The sequence below is a fragment of the Plantactinospora sp. DSM 117369 genome, assembly GCF_053764795.1.
Genome location: NZ_CM132446.1, coordinates 8,610,547 through 8,626,914, shown reverse-complemented (window position 1 = coordinate 8,626,914; position 16,368 = coordinate 8,610,547). Strand labels below are relative to the sequence as shown.

Sequence of the window (16,368 nt, the reverse complement as noted above, 5' to 3'; positions counted from 1 at the left end):
CCACGATGGCGACCACGATGGACCGTCGACGTCTGCTCAGCACGGCCGTACTCGGCGGCGCCGGCATCGCCGGAGCCACCGCACTCGGCTCGCTCGCCCCGGAGGCCGCCCTGGCCGCCGAACCGGTGAAGGTCTCACCCGGGGCACCGGACCCGAACTTCGCCGAGGGCCGGGTCACCTCGATCACCGGCAGTGTGGTGCTGCTGGCCGGCTCCGACGGTGCGCTGCACCGGATCCAGGTCACCAACGGCACCAGCATCTGGAAGTTCCAGCCGACCACCTTCGACCGGCTGGAAAAGGGCGACGGCATGTACGTCCGGGGCGTACGGCTGCCCGACGGCACCCTCGCCGCCGACTCGCTCTGGGCCAACATCGTCAACCTGACCGCGCACATCGTCTCGGTGGGCCGCAACGTGCTGCACCTCGACCACCACGGCAAGCGGCTGATCGGGCACGTCGTGCCCGGCACCACCGCCGCCGTCTACAACGGCACCCCGGCCATCTCCGACGTCTCGCTGCTCAAGGTCGGCGGGCACGTCCAGGTGATCGGCGCCTGGCACCCCGATACCAACGAGATCAGCATCGCCACGGTCTACGCCGCCAACTGACGCCGGAAAGGGCCCGTCCGTTCGCGGAGGGGCCCTTCCCGACGCCTGGAACGAGAGGAGGGCATCCATGCTCCAGTCCCTGGCGGCGCTCCAGTCCCTGCTGGTCGGCGTCGTGCTGATCTGGTCGGCCCGGATCAAGCTCGTCGACCGGCGGGCGGCCGAGCAGGCGCGTACCTCGGCGCTCGGCACGCTGCTCGGCGTCGAGCGGGCGGTGCCGGCGTACCGGGTGCTCGGCGGGGCCGAACTGCTGCTCGGCGTCCTGCTGGTCCTGCCACCGGCCCCGGTCGCCGAGCCGGTGGCGGCCGCCGCGCTGGCCGCCGGGTTCGTCGGTTATCTCGGGTACGCCCGCCGCGTCGCACCCGGCGCCTCGTGCGGCTGCTTGAGCGCCAAGGCCACCCCGGTCACCGGGCGCGGCATCGCCCGGGCCGGCCTGCTGGTGCTGGCCGGGCTCTTCGGTGTCGCGGCCGGTGGCACGTACTGGCTGCCGGCGCTGACCGGAGCCCCGGCCGCGTCGGCCGGACTGCTGCTGGCCGAGGCGGCGCTGATCGTCGCGCTGTCGCCGGAGTGCGACGCGTACTGGCTGCTGCCGCTGCGCCGGCTCCGCGCCCGGCTCACCCATCCGCTGCGGGGCGGTTCCGGGGTGCCGCTGCTGGCCAGTGTGCAGCAACTCCAGCTCAGTGCCGCATACCGGCAGGTGGCCGCGCTGCTCACCTCGGACGTGCGGGAACACTGGCTGGAGGAGTCCTGGCGGATGGTCTGCTACTCGGCCCGCTACCAGGGCCGGCCGGCGACGGCGGTCTTCGCCGTGCCGGCCGGGGAGGTGGCGCCGGACCGGGTCCGGGTCGCCCTGGTGGACGACTCGACCGGGGCCACCCTGGTCAGCCTGGTCGATCCGGCGTGAGCTGCCCCCGCCTCAGCCGCCGGTACGGACCGCGATCAGCGACTTGATCAGCCCGGCCAGCCGCTCGGCCCGGATCTGCGAGTGCGGGAAGTAGTGCCGCATCTGGGACCGGTCCACCAGTTCGGTCCAGAGCACCTGCTGGATCGCGGTCTCCCGGCAGTCCGGCCGGGTGTGCGCCAGTGGCCAGCGGCGGGCCAGCGCGATCCGCAGCCGGACCGGGGTGAACTGCATGCCCGGGGCGATCCAGTGCGGCTCGATCGGGAAGTACCGGTAGGGGGTCTGCACCCAGTGCGCGTCGGCGAGTGCGTGCACCGTCTCGGCGAACCGCAGCCGGCGCTCGTGCCCGCCGACGTGCTCCAGCACCGAGTTGGAGAAGACCAGGTCGTAGCGGCGGTTGGCGATGTGCCGGGGCAGCGCGCAGGCGTCGCCCCGGTCCACCTCCGCCCAGTCCGGTACGTCGGCCGGGGCCTCCTCCAGGTTCACCACGTGTACGTGCTTCGGGCGTACTCCGGCCTGTGCCCAGGTGCTCACCCGGCCGCCCAGGTCGATGACGGACATCTGGGCCAGGTCCGGGAACGTCTCCGCGAGCCATCCGGCCCGGCGTGCGCGCCGCCGGGCACCCCAGGAGTTCTCGCTGTCGACCAGGCGGAATCGCAACGCGTGCAGCCCCATTGGGCGAACGGTACCGATGCGGGAGACGGCCAGGGATGTCTTAGTCGTCCTTTTGTCCCTACGATCGGTCAGTCCATGGTCACCGCCCGTACAGAATTTTGGCCGCCTTGACGATGCGTTCCACCTGGGCCGGAGTGCGCTCGAAGGTCATCGCCGGCAGGAGTGACGGTCCGCGCCGTCTGGTCACCGCCTTGCTGCGGGCGAACTCGCGCAGTCCGTCGGCGCCGTGGATCCGGCCGAAGCCGGAGTCGCCGATCCCGCCGAACGGGAGTGTCGGCATCCCGACGAACGTCAGGGTGGAGTTGATCGCCGTCATCCCGGAGCGCATCCGGCCGGCGATCTCGGCGGCGCGGCGCCGGCCGAAGACGGCGCCGCCGAGGCCGTACCGGACCGCGTTGGCGCGGCGCAGCGCCTCCTCGGCGTCGGTCACCCTGCTGATGGTGAGGGTCGGTCCGAAGGTCTCCTCGCGGACCGCGTCGGCCTCCTCGGGTACGTCGACCAGGACCGTCGGGTGCACGTACGGCGGCTGGACCGCCTCCGGTCCACCGAGCACGGCCCGTCCGCCCCGGTCGATGGCGTCCTCGATGTGCCGGCGGATCGTGGCGATCTGGTCCGGCATGGTGATCGGGCCGAGGTCGGTGCCGTCGGGGCCGACGGTGAGCCGGCCGGCCTTCGCCACCACCTTGTCGACGAAGGCGTCGTAGACCGAGGCGGTGACGTAGGCGCGTTCGATGCCGATGCAGGTCTGGCCGGCGTTGGTGAGGGCGCCCCAGACGCAGGCTTCGGCGGCGGCGTCCAGGTCGGCGTCGTCGTCGACGATCACCGCGTCCTTGCCGCCGGCCTCGACGACGAGCGGGGTGAGGGTCTCGGCGCAGGCCGCCATCACCTTCTTGGCGGTGCGGGTGGAGCCGGTGAAGGCGATCTTGTCGACGCCGGACCGGCACAGTGCCGCACCGACGTCACCGAGGCCGTGCACGGCCTGTAGCACCGGCTGCTCCGGGACGATCTCGGCGAAGGTGTCGACCAGCCACTGCCCGACCGCCGGGGTGTACTCGCTGGGCTTGAGCAGCACCGCGTTGCCGGCGGCGAGCGCGTAGCCGAAGGCGCCCAGCGGGGTCAGTACCGGATAGTTCCACGGCGCGATCATCCCGACCACGCCGTACGGCCGGTATTCGAGTCGGGCGGAGAACTCGGCCACCACCAGCCGGGACCGCATCCGGCGGGGGCCGAGCACCCGCTTGGCGTTCCGGGCCGCCCAGTCGAGGTGGTCGATGGCGCTGAACGCCTCGACCACGGCGTCGGCGACCGGCTTGCCGGTCTCCAGGTGCGACAGCTCGGCGAGTTCGGTGATCCGGTTGGCCAGCAGCGCCCGCCAGCGCAGCAACCGGCTCCGCCGGCCGGCGTTGCCGAGCCCGGCCCACCACTGCGCCGCTTCCCGGGCCCGACCGACGGCCCGACCGACGGCGTCGGCGTCGGCAACCGGGAACCGCCCGGCCAGCTCCCCGGTGGCCGGATTGGTGGAGACCAGCTCGCCGTCGGAGATTCCGGGTACGCCGGGAGCGTTCACGGTCGTCATGGCGGAAGTCTAGACCCGAAGATTACCCACGGGTAGGTATGCGGATCGCCGGGTCCCGATGTCCCATCGGCCGAACCGGCGAGCCCGGATCCACTCCCCGGCCAGCGCGACTCGAACCGGCAGGACGTGGAACCGGGCGGGATCGGATGGGAAGCTGACCCGGGGGCCGACGTTGCCGCGTCGGTGGGGGGCGAAGCCGGATGGAGAAATCCATGTCCGACCAACTTGATCTATTGCCGATACTGACCGTGACCAGTGGGCCACTGAGGGGTGCCAGCTTCCGGCTGCGTCCCGGGGTACGCCGGATCGGCCGGGAGGACGGCGTTGACGTGCTGCTGGACGATCCCAAGGTCAGCCGCTGGCACGCCACCGTCGAACTCGCCGCCGGCCGGGTGCTGTTGACCGACACCGGGTCGACGAACGGCACCTGGCTCAACGACGAGCGACTCTCCGGGCACACCGAGCTGCGGGACGGGGACCGGATCCGGCTCGGCAACCTGGAGCTGCGGTTCTTCGATCCCGGCGCCGCCGCCACCGACCAGTTGGGCACCTTCCGCCGCTCGCTGGCGCCACCCGTGCCGGCCTCGATCCCCACTCCGGCGACCGGCCCGGCTCCGGCGTCCGGTGCGCTCACCGCCCCGACCGAGCTGATGGGTACGCCCGCGCGGCGCTCCCGGCGGATGCTGCTGGTGATCGGCGGCTGTGTTGCCCTCCTCGGCGGGATGACCTGGGCATACCTAGCCCTCCAGTGACCGTCGCCGGCCGGGCCGGGACACCTCCCCACCAGTGACCGTCGCCGGCCGGGCCGGGACACCTCGCCGTGCGCACTGTCGAGCTGGGTGCACGAACGGGGCGCCGCGAAGCCCCGAGACGAATGGGCCTACCAGCAGCCCTTCCATGGGCGCACAGGCGGGGCAGCTCGACAGTCTGCGGGTCGGGTCCGGTCTGGTCTGGTCCGGTCCAGCCTGGGTCTGATCCGGCCTGGCTCTGGTCCAGCCTGGGGCCGGGCCAGCCCGGGTCCGGGCCGGGCCGGCGCGGAGTGGGTGCCGAGACGGTTTCCGGCCCGAGGATATGGCGGGCGGCCACATGTTTCCGGCCGGCACCGGCTGGCATCATCGCTGCGATGGAGATCCGGCGACACGAGATTTCGGCGAACGGCATCCGGCAGCGGGTGCTGGTGGCGGGCCCGGAGGACGGCCGCCCGGTACTGCTGATCCACGGCAACTGCTCCTCCGCCGACTTCTGGCAGCCGCTGATCCGGCACCTGCCGACCGACCTGCGGCTGGTCGCCCCCGACCTGCGCGGCTACGGCGGTACCGAGGTCGCACCGGTCGACGCGACCCGTGGCCTCGGGGTCTTCGCCGACGACGTCGCCGCGCTGCTCGACGAGCCGGCCCTGTTCGGCACGGCGGGCGCCCGGCCGGTGCTGGTCGGGCACTCGCTGGGCGGGGGAGTGGCGATGCGGCTGCTGGTCGACCACCCCCACCGGGTGGCCGGGCTGCTGCTGGCGGCGCCGGTCTCGCCGTACGGCTTCGGCGGCACCCGGGACCTGGTCGGCACGCCGACCACGCCGGACTTCGCCGGCACCGGGGGCGGCACGGGAAATCAGGACTTCGTCGCCCGGCTGGCCGCCGGTGACCGGAGCGCCGACGAGCGGACCAGCCCGCGTACGGTCCTGCGCAGCGCGTACGTCGCCGACCCGGCCAGCCTCGGCGCGGACGAGGAACTGCTGCTCGACTCGGTGCTCTCCACCGCGACCGGCGCTGACAACTACCCGGGCACCATGGAGCGCAGCGACAACTGGCCGGGGATGGCGCCGGGGGACCGGGGCGTGCTGAACGCCCTGGCGCCGAAGCACTTCCGGATCGCCGACGAACTGGTCGCGGTAGCGGACAAGCCACCGATCACCTGGGTACGCGGCGACTCCGACGTGATCGTCTCGGATACCTCCCTGTTCGACCTGGCCCAGCTCGGCGCGCTCGGCGTGCTGCCGGACTGGCCGGGTGCGCAGGCGTGCCCGCCGCAGCCGATGATCGGGCAGACCCGCGCGGTACTGGACCGGTACGCGGCGGCGGGTGGCAGTTACCGCGAGATCGTCTTCGCGAACTGCGGCCATTCGCCCAACATCGAGCGCCCCGTCGAGTTCGCCGCCGCCCTGCTGGAGCTGCGGTAAGGCACCTACCGGCACCGGGCCGAGGCGTCCGGGCGGCCCGTGGCAGACTCGCCGCAGGTGACCTAGCGGCCGTTCAGTCGGCTGCCCGGGACGGAGCGGGAGGCCAAGGGGTGGCAGGCGAGACGACCGGTGCCGGCGGCACCATCTCCACCGTCGGCGTTGTCGGACTGGGCACGATGGGCGCCGGAATCGCGGAGGTCTTCGCCCGCGGCGGTCTCCGGGTGGTCGCCGTCGAGATCACCGCCGAGGCGCTCGAACATGGCCGGGCCACCCTCGCCCGCTCGACCGACCGGGCGGTGCAGCGGGGCCGGCTGAGCACCGCCGACCGGGACGCGCTGTTCGGCCGGATCACCTTCGCCGTCGGGCTGCCCGCGCTGGCCGAGGTCGACCTGGTGGTCGAGGCGGTACCCGAGCGGCTCGACCTCAAGCGGCGGCTCTTCGCCGACCTGGGCCGGATCTGCCGGCCGACCGCGATCCTGGCCAGCAACACCTCCTCGCTGAGCGTCACCGAGATCGCCGTCGCGACCGGCCGGCCGGACCGGGTGGTCGGAATGCACTTCTTCAATCCCGCGCCGGTGATGAAGCTGGTCGAGGTGGTCCGGACCGTGACCACCTCGACCGAGGTGGTCGGCGCGGTGCAGGCGCTCTGCGCCAGGCTGGGCAAGGTCGGGGTGACCATCGGCGACCGGGCCGGCTTCATCGCCAACGCCCTGCTCTTCGGCTACCTCAACCAGGCCGTCGCGATGGTCGAGTCGCGGTACGCCAGCCGCGAGGAGATCGACGCCGCGATGCGGCTGGGCTGCGGGCTGCCGATGGGGCCGCTGGCGCTGCTCGACCTGATCGGCCTGGACACGGCGTACGAGATCCTGGACACCATGTACCGGCGGGGTGGCCGGGACCGGCGGCACGCACCGGTGCCGCTGCTGCGCCAGATGGTCACGGCGGGACTGCTCGGCCGCAAGTCCGGCCAGGGCTTCTACCGGTACGAGCGGCCCGGTTCGGCCACCGTCGTACCCGACGGGCAGACCCCGGCGGCGGCACCGCTCGACGGCGCCCGACCGGTGCGCAGGGTTGGCGTGGTCGGTGTGGGTGACGCCGTCACCGGGCTCGGCGAGCTCTTCGGCCAGGCCGGCTACGACGTGGTGGTGGTGTCCCGGGACGCCGGGCGGAACGGCGGGCTGGCCGGGTTGGCCGACGCCGACCTGGTAGTGGAGGCGGTGGCCGACGACCTGGCGGTCAAGCGGGCCCTTTTCGCCGAGCTGGCGCAGGTCTGCAAGCCGGAGACGCTGCTGGCCACCACCACCGGCACGCTACCGGTGATCGACATCGCGATGGCCGCCCGTCGGCCGGCCGAGGTGGTCGGGTTGCACCTGCTCGACCCGACCCGGGCCGGGGCGGTGGTGGAGATCGTGCGTACCGTCCGGGCGTCGGCGGAGGCGGTCGCCACCGCCCGGGCGGTCTGCGCCGGGTTGGGCCGGACCGGGGTGGTCTGTGGGGACCGGGCCGGGTTCGTGGTGCGGGCGCTGCTCTTCCCGTACCTGAACGACGCGGTGCGGATGCTGGAGGCGTCGTACGCCACAGTGGACGACATCGACCATGCGATGACGCTCGGCTGCGGCTATCCGGCGGGCCCGTTCGAGATGCTGGACAGGCTCGGTCCGGAGGTGGCGCTGCGGGTACAGCGGTCGCTCTATCGGGAGTCCCGGGAACCGGGGCTCGCCCCGGCGCCGCTGCTGGAGCAGGTGGTCACCGCCGGCCGGCGGTTCCGCGACGGAGTGGCGGGCTGACCGCTGGCGTGTGCCACCGGCCGAGGCGTCAGCGGGCGATCCGCAGGCTGACCGCCGCGTTGCTGGTCCGGCCCGAGTCGGTGAGCCGGTAGACGAACCGGTCGGTGCTGGCCTTGTGGTGCGGGTACGGCCGGTAGATGACCGTACGGCCGGTGGTGACCTGCACCGTGCCGTGTGCCGGACTGGTGACGATGCTGACCCGGGTGCCGCTGGTGGCGAAGTCGTTGGCGAGCACCGGGATCCCGGTCGCCCGGACCGCGCTGACCCGTGGGTTGTCCCGGACAGCCGTCGGTGCCCGCACGAAGGTGCCGGTGCCGGTGCCGATGAAGACGCTCCGCACCCCGGTCACGTTGCTGGTGGTGCGCACGTCGAGGATGCCGTCGCCGTTCACGTCCGCCGCCGCCACCATCCAGAAGTCGTCGCCGTAGGCGTCCCCCTGGATGTCCACCACCGTGCCGTTGTCCAGCACCACGACCACCCCGGTGAAGTACGTGCCGCACCCCTCCGCGTACGCGAGGGTCACGTCCATCGCGCCATCGGCGTCGAAGTCGGCGAGCTGGTACTGCGGCCGGCCGGAGCAGTACCGCACCGGGCCGGGCGTCAGGGTACCGGTGCCGGTGTTGAGGTAGGTGGTGAAACCGTCGCCCTGGTCGGTCCACTCGTAGACGTCCTGCCGGCCGTCGCCGTTGAAGTCGGCCGTGCCGATGTAGCTGGGCTGGGTGATGGTGTCGAAGCCGGCCGAGATCGCGAAGTCGTCCAGCACCAGCAGGGTGTCGTCGATGGACGGCGGCGGCCCGGAGAACCAGGTCACCGCCAGCTCGTTCGCGGCGTCGCTGTCCAGGTCGAGGCCGACGCCCATGTCGGGGCAGTAGAGCGCCGACGTCAGGTAGCGGTAGGACCGGGCCGGGCCGTAGCCGCCGCCGACCAAGCCGAGCTCGACCTGGACGGCGCAGTCGGAGGTGCCCGGCAGGGTGCCGAGGGCGTTCCGGTCGGCGCGGCCGTCCCCGTTCACGTCCGCGATGATCGGTTCGCCCTGCCAACCGGCCCGGGCGGCCGGTACGGCCAATCCGGTGGCGGCCACCATCGCAACGGCGAAGGTGCTGATGCGTCGGCCCCACATGGTGCCTCCTCGGACCTAGTTCCCCCGCCGTGCCTGGATGTTCTCAGCAGGAGATTAGGATGCACGCATCGTCATGTCGCGTGCGCTGACCGTAATCTGACATCGTGTTTGGCGGGCCTGCCGTGGGGTAGGAAAGCCGGCCCGGCGGTCCTGGCGACCGGCCCCGAAGCTCACGGAGTGATCCTGATCGACACCGCCGCGTCGCTGGTGCGGCCGTCCTGGCTGATCCGGTAGACGAACCGGTCGACCGGGCCGGGATCCGGGTCCGGGCGGTACACGATCACCCGGCCGGCACCGATCTCGACGGTCCCGTTCGCGGGCGCGACGAGCAGGCTCAGCCTGGCCCGCCGGCTGGCCCAGTCGTTGTGCAGCACCGGAATCCGGACCGAGCCGCCGGCAACGACCGTGACGACGTCCCGGGTCGCCAGCGGCGACCGGACGAAGGTGCCGTCGCCGACGGCCAGGAAGGTACGCCGCTCCCCGCTGGGCCGGTGGTACGTCAGCACGTCGGGCACGCCGCTGCGATCGGCGTCCAGGACGTGCATCGTCCAACTCGACCGGTCGCCGACGCCGCGCTGGAGGTCGACCACCCTGCCGTCGCCGTACACCACCACCACCCCGTGCGAGTCGTCCGCGCAGCCGTCGACGTACGCGATGGCGACGTCGGCGGCGCCGTCGGAGTCGAAGTCGGCGAGCCGAGGGGTCAGCGGGCCGGCGCAGTATCGCACCGGGCCGGGCGTGAGGGTCCCGGTGCCGGTGTTCAGGAAGCTGACGAAGCCCTCGCCCTGGTCGGTCCAGAGATAGACGTCCCACCGCCGATCGCCGTCGAAGTCGGCCAGCCCGACGAAGTTGAGCTGCCGCAGCGCCGGCAGGGCGGCCACCACCCGGTAGTCCCGCAACACCAGCAGGTCGTGGCCGGACCGACCGGGGTTGCCCTCGTACCACCCCACCACCAACTCCGCCGGCCCGGGGGCGGCATCCAGGTCGACCGCCACCCCCAGGTCAGGACAACTGGTCGGGGCGCCGGCGCCGGGGACCCGGTACTGGTGGCTGCGCACCGGCAGGTAACCGCCCTCCGGCCGGCCCGACTCGACCAGTACGGCGCAGGTGCGGGTCGCGGTGCCGAGCCGGGCGCGGTCGAGCAGGCCGTCGCCGTTCAGGTCGCCGTACAGCGGATCGTTCGGGCCGGCGGCCCCGGCGGGCGGCACCGCCGTGGCCATCGCGAGGATCGTCGCCGTGGCGGTTCCCGCCACGATCGGTCTTCTCCACATGGCGCTCCTCCGTGTGGGTCGAGGGGCCGCACGGCCAGGGCTTGCGCGGCCCGGTCAGTCGGTGATCCGCAGACTGACCGCGGCGTTGCTGGTCCGGCCGTCCTGGGTGAGGCGGTAGACGAACGTGTCGCTCGTGCCGTGCGTCGGGTCCGGGGTGTAGATGATCGTGCGATTCGTGGTGACCTTGACCGTGCCGTGCTGCGGCGGGGTCCAGATGGTCACCCTGGTCCGGTCGGTGGCGTAGTCGTTGGCCAGCACCTGGATGCCGGTCGCCTTGCTGCCGCTGACCGTGGGATAGTCGCGGATCGCCACCGGCGACCGGACGAGGGAGCCGTCGCCGAGGCTGATGAAGGTGCCGATCTCCCCGGTCAACTGGTTGTAGGTGGTCACGTCGACCAGGCCGTCGTGGTTGGCGTCGCCGGTCTCCAGCGTCCAACTCGCGAAGCCCAGCACGTCGGAGTGCAGGTGGAACAGGCTGCCGTCGTCGCGGACCACCACCACGCCGCTGAAATACGCGCCGCAGCCCTCGATGTACGCGATCACCACGTCCATCGCCGCGTTCCGGTTGAAGTCGGCAAGCTGGTGGTGCAGCGGGCCGGAACAGTGCCGGACCGGGCCGGGCACCAGGGTGCCGGCCCCGGTGGCGAGGTAGCTGACGAACCCCTCACCCTGGTCGGTCCACTCGTAGATGTCCTGCCGCCGGTCGCCGTCGAAGTCCGAGGTGCCGATGAAGCTGGGCTGGAAGATGGTGTTGAAGCCGCGGGTCACCCGGAAGTTGTCCAGCACCAGCAGGGTGTGGGGGACGGTCGTCGGCGGCCCGGCGAACCAGGTCACCGCGAGTTCGGCGGCGACGTCCGCGTCCAGGTTGAGCCCCACGCCCATGTCCGCGCAGTTGGGCTCCTCCGCCGGCAGGGTCAGGTAGTCGTACGCCTGCGGCGCCGCGAACCCGCCGCCGGCCTGTCCCAGGCTGACCACGACCCGGCAGGTGGTCGCGGCTCCCACGGTGAGATCGAGTACCACCCGGTCCGGTCGGCCGTCACCGTTCACGTCGGCGACGACGGGCTCACCCGGGCCGCCCGCCCAGACGTGCGGCGCCCGTACGCCAACGCCACCGGCCGTCGCCATGATTGCCACCGTTATCGCGGCGATCCCTCTACCCCTCATGGCACGCTCCTAAAGGCTCGCCAACCCACCCGGATCGGGCTATCCGCTCCACCGGATGTACACGACCGCGCTGCTGCGGCGGGTGCCCTCGGTGAGTTGGTACGTGAACCGGTCGGTCGCGCCATGGTTCGGCCGGGGTGTGTAGATGATCCGCCCACGGCTGATGACCCGGGCGGTCCCGTATCTCGGCTGGACGGTGATGCTGACCTCGGCCTGGCTGGTGGCGAAGTCGTTGTCCCGTACGGTGATCGTCACCGCCCGGTTGCCGGTGAGCCGTACGACGTCGCTGTTCGCCTTCGGCGACCGGACGAAGCGGCCGCCGCCGGTGCCGATGAAGTAGTCGACCGCCGCGGTCAGCCGGGAGATGGTCCGGATGTCCGGGAACCGGTCCCCGTTCACGTTGACCACCCGGGTCGTCCAGGTGTCGATGCCGACCGGATCGCGCTGCAACTCCTGCGGCGTGCCGTCGTCGAGCACCACCGCCACCCCGCTGGCGAAGGTCGCCGAGAGGCAGCGCTCGACGTAGCTGTTCAGCAGGTCGGTCCGGCCGTCCAGGTCGAAGTCCCGTAGGTCGTACTCCAGCGGCCGAGCGCACCATTCCTCAGGGCCGTGCGTCAGCGTGCCGTTGCCGAGGTTGAGGTACGTCTCGATTCCCTGGCCCTGGTCGGTGATCGAGTAGACGTCCTCCCGCCCGTCGCCGTTGAAGTCGGCGGTGCCCAGATAGTAGGGCGCGAAGATCGCCTGGACCAGGCCGAACGACGGCTGGAACGCGGTGTTCAACACCATCAGGTTGTACGGCACGGTCGGCGGTGGGCCCGGATACCAGGCCACCACCAGCTCCTCGGTCCGGTCCGCGTCGAGGTCCACGGCGACGCCGAGTTCGGGGCAGCGGGTGCCCATCCCGGAGCCGCCGGGGCGAAGATAGACGTACGCCACGGGCGGGCGGTAGGCGCCGGACGCGGTGCCGTACTCGACGATCACCGAGCAGTAGTCGGGCTGAACCAGACCGAGGGTGACCAGGTCGGTGAGGCCGTCGCCGTTGACGTCGCCGAGGACCTGCTCGCCCCGGCCGGCGGCCCAGGCCGGATTCGGCGCGGCGCCCACGACAGCGCCCACGGCGGCCACGACCACCATCACCACCACCATCGCGGTGCGTTTGCGCCACATGGTCCCTCCCTGATGCCTCGACGTTCGACCGGATCAGCCCGGGAACCGGATGGTCACGGTGGCGGTGCTCCGCTTTCCCGCCTCGCTGAGCTGGTAGCTGAAGCGGTCGGTGCGGCCGTGGTCTGCCCGGGGGCGGTAGACGATGCGGCGGTCGGACCGGATCTGGGTGGTCCCGTATCGGGGTGGGGTGGTGACGGTGACGTCGGCGTACCGGCTGGCGTGGTCGTTGTGGAGTACGTCGATGGCGAGCGGCCGGATCTCGGTGAGATCGATCCGGTCGGTGTTCGCGTCCGGCGAGGGGACCAGGGTGAAGTCCACCGGGGCCCGGTCGTTGATGAAGTAGTCGACCTCGCCGGTGGCCCGGTCGATGGTCCGGGCATCCGGCCAGCGGTCGTCGTTGGCGTTGACCACCTGCGCGGTCCAGGAGGCCCGCCCGGCCGGATCGAGTTCGAGCTGCTGGACGGCGCCGCTGTGATGGATCCGGACCACACCGCTGCTGCCGGTCGCGCCGGGCTCGCAGCCGTCCGTGTAACTGACCAGCATGCCGTGCACGCCGTCCCGGTTCCAGTCGGTGAGCTGGACGGTCGGAGCGGTCTCCGAGCAGTAGCTGATCGGGCCGGGTGCGACCGCGGAGCCGTCGACGACCACGTTGATCACTCCGCCCGGCCCCACCCCGTACGGGCTCTCCCGGCCGCCCTCACCGAACCGGCCGGCACCGATGAACGTCGGGCGGGTGATCGGCGAGGTGTAGAAGGCGCTGGGGACGAAGGCCGGCGGCTGGAGCACCATCCGGCTGAAGTCGACGGTGGCCGGCGGGCCGCCCGTCCAGCCGATGTAGAGCTCGTCGACCGGGTCGTCGTCGACGTTGAGCGCGACGCCGATGTCCGGGCAGTTCGGCGTGCCGCCGCCGTTGGGAGTGAGGTAGGTGTAGGCGACCGGGGGCAGGTAGACGCCGGCCGCGGTGCCGTACTCGACGATGGTCGAACAGAGGTTCGGGGCGATCCGGCCGAGGGTGGCCGAGTCCTGGAGGCCGTCGCCGTTGAAGTCACCGAGCAGTGTCTCGTCGCGCGTCCCGGCCCAGGACTCCGGACCCGGCAGGGTCAGTGCCGCGCTGGTGACCAGGATGGTGGTCAGGGCAAAACACTTGCTCCACATAGTGCTCCCCCTATGTAGTGCTATGGCGGACCAACCCGTATTTGGGACGCTAGACCGAGTTTGCGGGCATTGGCCGGTGCTGACCACGATCCGACACCGGACTGGCATGACGGAACCGCAGCTCAGGGGGTATGTCGTGATCAGCTAGGGAACCGGATGTTCACCGCCGCGCTGCTCCGCTTCTCCTCCCGCCGCAGTTGGTAGCTGAACCGGTCGGTCCGCCCGTGCTCCGGGTCCGGCCGGTAGAGGATGCGCCGGTCCGACAGCACCTGCACGGTGCCGTACCGGGGTGGCACGGTGACCACCACGTCGGTGTCGGCGGCCACGTAATCGTTGCCGAGTACGTCGATCGCCAGCGGCTTGACGCTGGTCAGGAAGACGGTGTCGGTGTTGGCGTCCGGCCCTTCGACGAAACTGCCGTCGCCGCGCCCGATGAAGTAGCTGATCTCTCCGGTGGCCAGGTTCTCCGTGCGTACATCCGGGAACCGGTCGCCGTTGGCGTCCAGCACCCGCGGCCGCCAGGTGGTCAGGCCCGCCGGATCGAGTTCCAGGTGCCGGGTCGTGCCGTCGTCGAGCACCACGACCACCCCGTTGGCCCCGTCGGCGCACCCGTCGGTGTACGCGAGCACCGCGTCGGCCGCCCGGTCCCCGTCCAGGTTCCGGAGCTGGTAGGCCGGGGCGCCCGCCGAACACCACCGCTCCGGACCGAGCTGACCCACGCCGTTCACGATCACGTAGGTGGCGAACCCGCCGGCACCCACCGAGTACGCCGTCTGCCGGCCGTCGCCCACGAAGTCGGCGGTACCGAGATAGCTCGGGGTGATCGGCGAGCTGAACGTGAGGATGGTCCGGAGGTTGTTGTCGATCACCAACCGGTTGTAGGTGAGCGAGGGCGGCGGGCCGGCGCTCCAGCCGAGCCAGAGCTCGTCACCGGCGTCTCCGTCGGCGTCGAAGCCCACGCCGATGTCCGGGCAGGAGGTGCCGCGACTGTCCCCGGGCCTGGCGTAGACGGTGGCCACCGGCGGCAGGTAGACGCCTGGGCTGCTGCCGTAACGCACGATGACCGAGCAGAGGTCCGGCTCGACCGAGCCGAGTACCACGACGTCCTGGAGCCCGTCGGCGTTGAAGTCGCCGGGGATGGGATCACCCGGGCCGGCGGCCCGCGCGGGTGATGCCGTGACCGTGACGGCCAGCAGAGCCACCCCGGCGGTGGTGACGATGCGTTCGGTCCACATAACTCCTCCTGCACCGGATCGATCAGCTATCCGACCGGTCCTATTTGCGAACGTTAACCCCGTTCATGGGCTCGGTGGCGGTGCTGACCGTGATCCGACAGCCCGACCGGCACGAAAGTATTCGCAGCTCAGAGCCGTTTCGATGGCCCGCCGTGACGGTCCTCGGGCCGTCCGGTGGCAGCGTGGAGCAGGCGTGTTGATTGGTCACTAACTCGCACACTTTGAGCGGTTTGTCGCGATGTCGTGCCCCGGCGGTCATGGCCGACCGGGTGGGTGCGGCGGTCCCGGGGCGCGCGCCGGCCCGCGCCGTAGGCTGGGGAACGTGAGTCCGCGTCGCAACCGTCCGCGTCCCGACGACGCCCCGCCGCTGGACCGCACCCGGCTGGAGCGCGGGGTGGGCTCGGTGCAGACCTGGCGGGACGGCGAGTGGCAGGTACGCAACATCCCGGGCAGCGCCGCGACCAAGACGTACCGCTGCCCCGGCTGCGTCCAGGAGATCCGCCCCGGGGTGGCCCACCTGGTCGCCTGGCCGGCCGACGGGCAGGGCGACCTGACCGACCGCCGGCACTGGCACACCGGCTGCTGGCGGGCCCGGGACCGGCGCGGCCCGGGGGTGGAACGCTCGCGCAGCGCCCCCCGCTACGGCTGACCGGGCGCCCGATCCGAGGGATCTTCGTCACGCCGACCCGGGTTCGCTGCCCTCCCCGGGCGGACCGGGTAAGACTGATCCCTGTGAGTACAGCGATCCGCGCCGCCAGCATCCTGCCCGCCCGCCGGGAGGAGATCGAGCTGCACACCGCCGACGGCCTGCGGCTGGTCGGCGAGCTGGCGCTCCCCGCCGACCGGGACCCGGTCGCCACCCTGGTCTGCCTGCACCCGCTGCCCACCCACGGCGGGATGATGGACAGCCACGTGTTCCGCAAGGCCGCCTGGCGGCTGCCCGCGCTGGCCGACCTCGCGGTGCTCCGCTTCAACACCCGGGGCACCAGCAGCGTGCGCGGCACCAGCGAGGGGACCTTCGACGGCGGCGACGCCGAGCGGTACGACGTCGCGGCCGCGATCGAGTACGCCGAGTTCGCCGAGCTGCCGAACATCTGGTTGCTGGGCTGGTCGTTCGGCACCGACCTGACCCTGCGGCACGGCTGCGACCCGGGAATCGTCGGGGCGATCCTGCTCTCTCCGCCACTGCGCAGCAGCACCGAGGCCGACCTGGCCACCTGGGCCGAATCCGGCAAGCCGCTGACCGCGCTGGTTCCCGAGTTCGACGACTACCTGCGGCCGGACGAGGCCCGGCGGCGGTTCGCGGCGGTGCCGCAGGCCGAGGTGATCGGCGTACCGGGGGCCAAGCACCTCTGGGTCGGCGACGCCGAGACCGTACTCGACGAGGTGGTCCGGCGGGTCAACCCGGCGGTGCCGGTACCGCTGCCGTCGGAGTGGGACGGGCCGATGGAGACCGGCGACGCCAGCGCGTACGCCGACCGCACGGTGGCGGCCTTCGCCGACCTGCCGGTGCCGGGCGAGAAGCGGGCCTGAACCGAA

General features: G+C 72.0%; 15 protein-coding genes. 7 read left to right on the top strand and 8 right to left on the bottom strand.

Annotated elements, in window-relative coordinates; genetic code table 11:
- Positions 1 to 5: 5 nt before the first annotated feature.
- Together ACSMXO_RS36855 and ACSMXO_RS36850 are read left to right on the top strand one after the other, a co-directional pair.
- Positions 6 to 608, top strand: coding sequence for a cell wall protein (locus tag ACSMXO_RS36855; RefSeq protein WP_346260838.1), 603 nt, complete (start codon positions 6 to 8; stop codon positions 606 to 608).
- 67 nt (positions 609 to 675) lie between these two features.
- A complete protein-coding gene (locus ACSMXO_RS36850) occupies positions 676 to 1,509 on the top strand; it encodes a MauE/DoxX family redox-associated membrane protein (RefSeq protein WP_455415553.1) in 834 nt (277 codons plus the stop codon).
- A 12-nt stretch (positions 1,510 to 1,521) separates the two neighbouring features.
- On the opposite strand, the gene ACSMXO_RS36845 is transcribed toward ACSMXO_RS36850, so the two are convergent.
- Both ACSMXO_RS36845 and ACSMXO_RS36840 read right to left on the bottom strand, forming a co-directional pair.
- A complete protein-coding gene (locus ACSMXO_RS36845; protein ID WP_346260836.1) occupies positions 1,522 to 2,181 on the bottom strand; it encodes a class I SAM-dependent methyltransferase in 660 nt (219 codons plus the stop codon).
- A 79-nt stretch (positions 2,182 to 2,260) separates the two neighbouring features.
- Positions 2,261 to 3,757, bottom strand: a complete 1,497-nt coding sequence (locus ACSMXO_RS36840; protein ID WP_455415552.1) for an aldehyde dehydrogenase family protein — start codon at positions 3,755 to 3,757, stop codon at positions 2,261 to 2,263.
- Between the two features lie 212 nt (positions 3,758 to 3,969).
- Here ACSMXO_RS36840 and ACSMXO_RS36835 point away from each other — a divergent pair, with 212 nt between their 5' ends.
- From ACSMXO_RS36835 to ACSMXO_RS36825, 3 genes are all read left to right on the top strand, one after another.
- The gene (locus ACSMXO_RS36835) at positions 3,970 to 4,509 is read left to right on the top strand and encodes an FHA domain-containing protein (RefSeq protein WP_455415551.1); all 540 of its coding nucleotides are present in this window, start codon (positions 3,970 to 3,972) and stop codon (positions 4,507 to 4,509) included.
- A gap of 371 nt (positions 4,510 to 4,880) precedes the next feature.
- Positions 4,881 to 5,930: an alpha/beta fold hydrolase gene (locus ACSMXO_RS36830; RefSeq protein ID WP_346260833.1), complete on the top strand. Its 1,050-nt coding sequence runs from the start codon at positions 4,881 to 4,883 to the stop codon at positions 5,928 to 5,930.
- A 110-nt stretch (positions 5,931 to 6,040) separates the two neighbouring features.
- Positions 6,041 to 7,717 carry a 3-hydroxyacyl-CoA dehydrogenase family protein gene (locus ACSMXO_RS36825; protein WP_455415550.1) on the top strand — a complete coding sequence of 559 codons (1,677 nt, stop codon included), beginning with the start codon at positions 6,041 to 6,043 and terminating at the stop codon, positions 7,715 to 7,717.
- 28 nt (positions 7,718 to 7,745) lie between these two features.
- Here ACSMXO_RS36825 and ACSMXO_RS36820 read toward each other — a convergent pair whose 3' ends face one another.
- The 6 genes from ACSMXO_RS36820 to ACSMXO_RS36795 form a co-directional block, all read right to left on the bottom strand.
- The gene (locus ACSMXO_RS36820; protein ID WP_455415549.1) at positions 7,746 to 8,837 is read right to left on the bottom strand and encodes an FG-GAP-like repeat-containing protein; all 1,092 of its coding nucleotides are present in this window, start codon (positions 8,835 to 8,837) and stop codon (positions 7,746 to 7,748) included.
- Between the two features lie 170 nt (positions 8,838 to 9,007).
- Positions 9,008 to 10,108 (bottom strand): Ig-like domain-containing protein, encoded by a 1,101-nt coding sequence (locus ACSMXO_RS36815; RefSeq protein WP_455415548.1) that lies wholly within the window; start codon positions 10,106 to 10,108, stop codon positions 9,008 to 9,010.
- 54 nt (positions 10,109 to 10,162) lie between these two features.
- Positions 10,163 to 11,272, bottom strand: a complete 1,110-nt coding sequence (locus tag ACSMXO_RS36810) for an Ig-like domain-containing protein (RefSeq protein WP_455415547.1) — start codon at positions 11,270 to 11,272, stop codon at positions 10,163 to 10,165.
- Between the two features lie 39 nt (positions 11,273 to 11,311).
- The gene (locus ACSMXO_RS36805) at positions 11,312 to 12,439 is read right to left on the bottom strand and encodes an FG-GAP-like repeat-containing protein (protein WP_455415546.1); all 1,128 of its coding nucleotides are present in this window, start codon (positions 12,437 to 12,439) and stop codon (positions 11,312 to 11,314) included.
- Positions 12,440 to 12,472: 33 nt separating this feature from the next.
- Complete coding sequence (locus tag ACSMXO_RS36800) at positions 12,473 to 13,594, bottom strand: Ig-like domain-containing protein (protein ID WP_455415545.1); 1,122 nt, start codon at positions 13,592 to 13,594, stop codon at positions 12,473 to 12,475.
- A 140-nt stretch (positions 13,595 to 13,734) separates the two neighbouring features.
- Complete coding sequence (locus ACSMXO_RS36795; RefSeq protein WP_455415544.1) at positions 13,735 to 14,829, bottom strand: Ig-like domain-containing protein; 1,095 nt, start codon at positions 14,827 to 14,829, stop codon at positions 13,735 to 13,737.
- 367 nt (positions 14,830 to 15,196) lie between these two features.
- Here ACSMXO_RS36795 and ACSMXO_RS36790 point away from each other — a divergent pair, with 367 nt between their 5' ends.
- Positions 15,197 to 15,478, top strand: coding sequence for a hypothetical protein (locus ACSMXO_RS36790; protein ID WP_455419397.1), 282 nt, complete (start codon positions 15,197 to 15,199; stop codon positions 15,476 to 15,478).
- An 83-nt stretch (positions 15,479 to 15,561) separates the two neighbouring features.
- Entirely contained in the window at positions 15,562 to 16,362 is an 801-nt protein-coding gene (locus tag ACSMXO_RS36785) for an alpha/beta hydrolase (protein ID WP_455415543.1), read from the top strand.
- Positions 16,363 to 16,368: the final 6 nt, after the last annotated feature.